Raw genomic sequence first — 7,373 nt, forward strand, 5'->3', positions numbered from 1 at the left:
TAAAAAGGGCTATTCTATTTTTCGTAAATACTTACTTGATCAGTGCTATCTACTTCATCTAATTCAACGACAATTTTTTCTGAACTTGATGTAGGAATATTCTTACCTACAAAATCTGCGCGAATCGGCAGCTCTCTATGTCCGCGATCGACAAGCACCGCCAGCTGTATGGAGGATGGCCTTCCGATATCTATAAGTGCATCTAATGCAGCTCTGACAGTTCTTCCTGTATAGAGAACGTCATCTATGACAATGACCTTCTTTTCATTAATATCTATTGGGATATCCGAGCCTTTAACGAGCGGTTCTTGATTAGCTGTTTTTTTCGAAAGGTCATCTCTGTATAGAGTAATGTCAATCTCACCAACAGCGACTTTTGCTCCTTCAATTTGTTCTATTCTTTTGGCTAAACGATTCGCTAAGTAAATTCCTCGTGTTTTAATCCCTATTAATACACAGTCTTCAATGCCTTTATTCTTCTCAATTATTTCGTGAGCTATGCGTGTTAATGCTCTTCGTATTGCCTGTTCATCTAACACTATGGCTTTTTGTGGCATGTCTGTCACCTCTCAATATACTAAAAAACCCTCTCGCCAGCAGACGAGAGGGTAAACGATCGTACAAGTTTTGAATAAAGGTATTTTCCTCACCAATATTCATACCGTTTCCTTCTCAGCCTCACAGGACTGCAGTTAAAGGACTTATTCAACTAAAATAATCATAAATCATGAAGGTTCAGCTGTCAATGATTATTTTCTCAGGATAGTGATTAATTTTTCAAAGTCTTGAGGAAGCGGTGCTTCGAACTCCATATACTCACCTGTCCGCGGGTGATCAAATCCTAATAAGCCAGCATGAAGAACTTGTCCATTAAAATCAATTGTTTTTCTAGGGCCATATTTAGGGTCCCCCGCTAGAGGATAGCCAATGTATTTCATATGCACACGGATTTGGTGCGTCCGACCTGTTTCAAGTTGGCACTCCACAAGTGTAAAGTCTTTAAAGCGCTCGATTACTTGAAAATGAGTAACAGCATTTTTGCCATTATCAACAACCGCCATGCTTTGCCTATCTTTTGTGTCTCTTCCAATTGGCGCATCAATGGTGCCGTAATCATGAGAGATGATTCCATGGACGATTGCTTTGTATTTTCTTGTTACCGTTTTTTTGACAAGCTGATCAACTAGGCTTTCATGCGCCACATCGTTTTTAGCAACCATTAACAGCCCGGAAGTGTCTTTATCAATGCGATGTACGATTCCAGGCCGCATGACGCCGTTAATTCCAGAGAGGTCCTTACAATGGGCCATAAGCCCATTGACGAGCGTACCGCTAACATGACCTGCTGCCGGATGGACAACCATTCCCTTCGGCTTGTTTACAACAAGCACATCCTGATCCTCATAATAAATTTCCAAATTCATTTCTTCAGCGATTACATCTAATTCTTCAGGCTCTGGAATTTCAATTAAGAGATGATCATTTAACATGCATTTATAATTAGATTTCACCTTTTGTCCATTTACAAGGACGTGTCCATCTTTAATCCATTGCTGCACTTGCGTGCGTGACCACTCTGAGTTCAGCTTAGCTAATACCTTATCAATTCTGTCACCTGCGTGATCTTCAAGAATGATTTGTTCCATTTTGTTCATTCATTTTCTCCTTCTTTGCTTCTCTTTCCTCAAGTATCATCTGAATCATCATCATCGCTACACCGATGCAAAGAGCAGAATCAGCAACATTAAAAATTGGAAAGTTATATCCAAATGGATATGTATGAACAAAATCAACCACTTCTTTTCTAAAGACACGGTCGATAAAGTTCCCAACTGCTCCACCTAAAATGAATGCCAGTGATACACCAAGAAGCCATTTGCCTTTCGCTTGCGTTTGCATATAGTAAATTATCCCAACAATGACAACAACGGTGATAATATAGAAAAACCACATCTGTCCTTCTAAAATCCCCCAGGCTGCACCTGTATTCCGATGGGAAGTAATATAAAGAAAGTCTTCAATAACTGTTATACTTTCTCCAATTGAAAAATTCTTTACGATTAACCATTTTGTTAATTGGTCAAGGGCAATAATTAGTAATGCAATTATGTAGAAAAACACAAAGGCAACCCCCATTATTCATTTGTTTACCTTTGCATTTTAGCATAATCACCATAAAAACGATAGTTTTCAGTCGTTTAATCGTAAATTGCTTTCCGATAAAAGCTTTTAATCGCCAGGCAATCATCCATTGACTTTAATGTTGGAACCATCTCTAACAAATCCTCGGGAAGAAATTCGCCGGAAATTTCACAGGTGCCAAAGCCACCATTTTCAATTTTTTTTATTGTTTCCTCAATATCATAAAGCTCTGCCATGATGACTTCATTCATAAAAGGATGATCTTTTTGATCCATCAGTCTTTCAAGTAGTTCATGCCTAGTGTTACGGAGTTCGGAAATTAGTTTTTTCTTTTTATCGCCCATACTTCATCCTCCGTTATAAATGATATTTTCTTTATTATTTCTCTAACTTCGTTTAAAACGCGGTTAAACATTTAACAGAGAGAACAACATTTAGTGGAGGTGGAATTATTTCTCTATAAGCGCATCGTATAATTTTGTTACGAATGAATTCGTTTATCTTCTTAAATGCAAAAAAAGGGCATCCAAAATCCGATAAAATCGGATGATTGGATCGCCCCCATCTTTATTATATTAGCTTAAATGGCTATAGTTTTCTTTTACAACTGTTGCACAGCGCGGGCATAAAGTTTCAAATTCTTCTACAGTCCCAACTTCAGGCGTTACTGTCCAGCAGCGCTCACATGTTTCTCCATCAGCTTTAGAAACCACAATCGCTGTGTTTTCAAATTTCAATGCTTCCGCTGGTGCGTCCTGCAAGCTGCCGGCAACCTCAAATGCAGATACGATAAACAACTGCTGAAGATTTTCGGAAATGGAATCTAGAAGCTGTTTTGTTTCATCATCAACATACAATGTAATTTTTGCAGTTAAGGATTTACCAATAACTTTTTCATTACGAGCTTCCTCAAGCGCTTTAAGAACATTATTACGCAGCTTCATGAAGGAGCTCCATTTTTCTTCCAATACCGCTGCATTTGGTAATGTTTTAGCTTCCGGCATATCAGTAAGCTGAACACTATCGCCCTCTACATTTGGAATAAAGCGCCATACCTCATCTGCTGTATGAGAAAGGATAGGCGATACAAGTTTAGTTAATGCAACTAAGCTTTCATAAAGGACCGTTTGAATCGCACGGCGGTCATTATGGTCTTTTGCTTCGATATATAGAATATCCTTTGCAAAATCAAGATAGAATGCACTTAAATCTAATGTACAGAAGTTATTAACAGCATGATAAATGCCTGCAAATTCATATTTTTCATAAGCTTTACGTGATGTTTCAATTAATTTGTTCAATTTTACAAGCATAAATTGGTCAACTTCGCGCAAATCTTCATATGCAACCGAATCACTGCTCGGATTAAAGTCAGCAAGGTTTCCTAACAAGAATCGGAAAGTGTTTCTGATTTTACGATAAACCTCAGCCACTTGCTTTAAAATCGCATCTGATACACGGACATCAGCTTGATAATCGACTGAAGAAACCCATAGGCGTAAAATATCTGCACCAAGCTGATTCATTACTTTTGCTGGTACAATGACATTTCCAATGGATTTACTCATTTTCCTGCCTTCGCCGTCTAAAACAAATCCGTGACTTAAAATCCCTTTATATGGCGCTTTGCCTGTAACTGCTACACCAGTGGACAAAGAGGAGTTAAACCAGCCGCGATATTGGTCAGATCCTTCTAAATATAAGTCTGCTGGCCTTTGCAAATCGTCGCGCTCTAATAATACTGCTTGATGAGAGGAACCTGAATCAAACCAAACATCCATAATATCCGTCTCTTTTGTAAACTCGCCATTAGGACTCCCTGGGTGTGTAAAGCCTTCTGGTAATAGATCCTTTGCCTCTTTTTCGAACCAAATGTTTGATCCTTGTGCACGGAATAATTCTGAAATATGATTGATTGTTTCATCAGTAATAATTTCTTCTCCATTTTCAGCATAGAATACTGGAATTGGCACTCCCCAGGCACGCTGGCGGGAAATACACCAGTCTCCACGATCACGCACCATATTAAACAAGCGCGTTTCGCCCCATGCAGGTGTAAACTCAGTATCTTTAATTGCTTGTAATAAATCGGAACGGAAGTCCTTAATTGAAGCAAACCATTGCGCTGTCGCCCGGAAAATAACCGGTTTTTTCGTTCTCCAGTCATGTGGATATGAGTGAGTGATAAACGAAAGCTTTAATAATGCGCCTGCTTCTTCCAGCTTCTCTGTAATCGGTTTATTTGCTGCATCGTAAAATAATCCTTCAAATCCAGGTGCTTCATCAGTCATCACACCTTTATCATCAACAGGACATAGCACTTCTAAACCATATTTTGCCCCAACATAGAAGTCATCTTCCCCATGACCAGGTGCTGTATGAACACATCCTGTACCCGCATCAGTAGTTACATGATCTCCTAGCATGACAAGTGAGTCACGGCCGTAGATTGGATGTTCTGCAACGATATATTCAAGCTCGCTGCCTTTAATTGTCTTAATGACCTCTAGGTTCTCCCAGCCAATTTCTTCTGCTACTGCTGATAATAAATCTTCTGCCACTAAATACTTTTGATCTTCAACTTTAACTACTACATAGTTTAATTTAGGATGTACAGAAATACCCTTATTGGCAGGCATTGTCCATGGTGTCGTTGTCCAGATGACAATTTGTACGTCCTCATCAAGAATGTCTTTTCCGTCTTTTACTTTAAAGCCAACATAAATGGATGCAGAACGCTTATCTTTATATTCGATTTCAGCTTCAGCAAGTGCTGATTCAGAAGAAGGCGACCAATAGACTGGCTTTTTACCTTTGTAAATATAACCCTTTTTCGCCATTTCTCCAAAAACTTTAATTTGCTGTGCCTCATATTCTGGCTTAAGCGTAATGTATGGATTTTCCCAATCACCACGAACGCCTAAGCGTTTAAACTGTGTCCGCTGACTGTCAATTTGGCCATAAGCATATTCTTCACATAGCTTACGAAACTCAGCAACTGTCATCTCTTTTCGTTTGACGCCTTTATTTGTCAGCGCCTGCTCGATCGGCAGTCCATGTGTATCCCAGCCTGGCACATATGGAGCCTGATATCCGCTCATTGATTTATAGCGGTTAATAAAGTCCTTTAAAATTTTATTTAATGCATGTCCGATGTGGATATCCCCATTTGCATAAGGAGGTCCATCATGCAATACGAATAGCGGTCGGCCTTCTGTACGTTTTTGCACTTTTTCATAAATATCTTTTTCTTCCCATTCTGCCTGGATTTCCGGCTCTCTTTTCGGAAGATTCCCACGCATTGGAAATTCTGTTTTTGGCATTAATAAAGTGTCTTTAAAATCCATTATTATTTCCTCCTAATACAATTCACTAACATTATTGACAACATAATAATAATACATAAGACGCGAAAACAAGGCGGTCTCTAGATCATTCTAGCGACTCCTTCAGCCTTCCTCACTTTGAAAAGCAAATAAAAAAGCCCCTCATCCCTAAAAGGGACGAGAGACTTATATTCCCGCGGTACCACCCTTGTAGATAGAAAAATTCTATCCGCTCAAGAATTCTTAACGTGAATGACTCGCCTTGGCTTAAAAACTGATTGTAGTGTTCAGACAAGGAACTAAAGGGTGATTTTCAAATCCTTCACTTATTTCAGGCTTGCACCGCCCCTGAATCGCTAATCGCAAATTTATATTTGCCTATAAGTTTGACGAGAATTTTACTGTCCCTCTCAACGTTTGTAATCATTGATTATTATTTTAAAATTATATGCGATAGGAACGCTTTTCGTCAAGCTAACGAATCCTCTTCTTCTTTAGACGATTTTAATTCAGTGGAATCAAGCTCATACTCCATTAAGTGATCCCAATCGTCATTATTCAGCATATCTAGCTGGGCTTCAATTAGCATTTTAAAGCGAGTTCTAAATACTTTAGACTGCTTTTTCAAATCTTCGATATCTATCGCAATTTTTCTAGCTTTGGATAGCGACTCATTTACGATGCGGTCAGCGTTCTTTTCCGCCTCACGTATAATAAGCTTCGCTTCCTTTTGAGCGTTGCGTTTTACTTCCTCGGCAGCTTCTTGTGCAACCACAATCGATTTGTTCAGCGTTTCTTCAATTGTAGTGAAATGACCAACTCTTTCATTTAAATCGTTAAGCTTCTCTTCCAATTCCTTTTTCTCACGAATAACGATTTCATAATCTTTAATGACTTGGTCTAAAAATTCATTGACTTCATCTTCATCATAACCACGGAACCCTTTACTGAATTCTTTGTTATGGATATCTAACGGTGTTAATGGCATATATGCCACCTCCCAGATCAGTTGTTTCAAATATGTATGCTGTTAAACATATATTCGACATGTTCCTTCATATTCCTTCAATCAAGGAAATTATTTTTGAAGCCCAATGACTACCTTCCAATTATCTTTTTTTGTTTTGCCTTCAATCGATATTACTTTTGAACGGCCAAGGCCGCGGACAGAAATGATGTCACCTTCCCTGCATTCAAAAGCGGGGTTCTCAATGTGTGTCCAATTCACCTTTACTAGATTGGACTGAATATAGGCCTGCGCTTTTTGCCTAGAAAGATTATAAACCGAAGCCAGAATTGTATCAAGCCTTAATGAAGAAGCTGTAATCGGACGGTCCTGCCATTGTTCGTTTGTCTCAATCACCTCTTCAAAGCCTTTCGCCACTAATTTAACAGTGGCTCGTCCAATTGATTCAAGCTGCACACATAAATAATCGGCAATTTCTTTTGACACAATAAATTGGATTTCTTCTTCCCTAAATAGGATATCTCCAAACTTATTTCGCTTTAATCCCAATGACATCAAGCTTCCTAAAACTTGAGGATGTTCAATTTTCACAAATTTGTGAGGATAAACGACTTGAAATAAAGTTAATTGGAAATCATCTTTTTCAGCTTCAAAGTAGTCAGGATATAGAAGCGCTCTCTTTCTTTCTGAATAATGGGCACCACCAAATAGCTGCCATTGCACGTCGTGATTCTTCCCGATGACCGTTTTTAAAATTTCCTGCTCGCGCGGATCAAGAAAATCGGTCAGCTTAGGAGCATATGATTGTTCAACCTGGCTTTTCCAATTTAGAACTTGATCAATAAAGCTCTTCTCTTCCGGTCTAAAATGCTGATAAATTGTTGTCATACTGAAACCCTTTCAATTCTATGAAGCGATATAAGAAAAACCGGGCATAG

At 38.8% G+C, this 7,373-nt stretch carries 7 protein-coding genes and 1 other annotated feature; all 7 genes read right to left on the bottom strand.

The features are described 5' to 3' along the window. Positions 1–14 precede the first annotated feature (14 nt). Complete coding sequence (gene pyrR, locus CWS20_RS03170) at positions 15–557, bottom strand: bifunctional pyr operon transcriptional regulator/uracil phosphoribosyltransferase PyrR (protein WP_066196991.1); 543 nt, start codon at positions 555–557, stop codon at positions 15–17. A 192-nt stretch (positions 558–749) separates the two neighbouring features. Further along, positions 750–1,655, bottom strand: coding sequence for an RluA family pseudouridine synthase (locus CWS20_RS03175; protein ID WP_066196989.1), 906 nt, complete (start codon positions 1,653–1,655; stop codon positions 750–752). Next, the gene (gene lspA / locus CWS20_RS03180; protein WP_066196988.1) at positions 1,627–2,121 is read right to left on the bottom strand and encodes a signal peptidase II; all 495 of its coding nucleotides are present in this window, start codon (positions 2,119–2,121) and stop codon (positions 1,627–1,629) included. Before lspA ends, CWS20_RS03175 begins: the two co-directional genes overlap by 29 nt. A gap of 77 nt (positions 2,122–2,198) precedes the next feature. Further along, positions 2,199–2,486, bottom strand: a complete 288-nt coding sequence (locus CWS20_RS03185; protein ID WP_066196986.1) for a hypothetical protein — start codon at positions 2,484–2,486, stop codon at positions 2,199–2,201. Between the two features lie 231 nt (positions 2,487–2,717). Continuing rightward, the gene (gene ileS / locus CWS20_RS03190) at positions 2,718–5,489 is read right to left on the bottom strand and encodes an isoleucine--tRNA ligase (protein WP_066196984.1); all 2,772 of its coding nucleotides are present in this window, start codon (positions 5,487–5,489) and stop codon (positions 2,718–2,720) included. A gap of 149 nt (positions 5,490–5,638) precedes the next feature. Then, positions 5,639–5,891 (bottom strand) — a binding site (T-box leader). 46 nt (positions 5,892–5,937) lie between these two features. Then, positions 5,938–6,456 (bottom strand): DivIVA domain-containing protein, encoded by a 519-nt coding sequence (locus tag CWS20_RS03195; protein ID WP_066196982.1) that lies wholly within the window; start codon positions 6,454–6,456, stop codon positions 5,938–5,940. A 90-nt stretch (positions 6,457–6,546) separates the two neighbouring features. After that, the gene (locus tag CWS20_RS03200) at positions 6,547–7,323 is read right to left on the bottom strand and encodes a YlmH family RNA-binding protein (protein WP_066196980.1); all 777 of its coding nucleotides are present in this window, start codon (positions 7,321–7,323) and stop codon (positions 6,547–6,549) included. Between the last annotated feature and the right edge of the window lie 50 nt (positions 7,324–7,373).

It is taken from the genome of Cytobacillus horneckiae, assembly GCF_002835735.1.
GTDB lineage: Bacteria > Bacillota > Bacilli > Bacillales > Cytobacillaceae > Cytobacillus > Cytobacillus horneckiae.

What these genes read in the sequence shown, in the direction of transcription:
- CWS20_RS03195 (WP_066196982.1), bottom strand. Translation starts at nt 6,456, where the DNA reads ATGCCATTAACACCGTTAGATATCCATAACAAAGAATTCAGTAAAGGG.
- CWS20_RS03200 (WP_066196980.1), bottom strand. Translation starts at nt 7,323, where the DNA reads ATGACAACAATTTATCAGCATTTTAGACCGGAAGAGAAGAGCTTTATT.
- pyrR (WP_066196991.1), bottom strand. Translation starts at nt 557, where the DNA reads ATGCCACAAAAAGCCATAGTGTTAGATGAACAGGCAATACGAAGAGCA.
- ileS (WP_066196984.1), bottom strand. Translation starts at nt 5,489, where the DNA reads ATGGATTTTAAAGACACTTTATTAATGCCAAAAACAGAATTTCCAATG.
- CWS20_RS03175 (WP_066196989.1), bottom strand. Translation starts at nt 1,655, where the DNA reads ATGAACAAAATGGAACAAATCATTCTTGAAGATCACGCAGGTGACAGA.
- CWS20_RS03185 (WP_066196986.1), bottom strand. Translation starts at nt 2,486, where the DNA reads ATGGGCGATAAAAAGAAAAAACTAATTTCCGAACTCCGTAACACTAGG.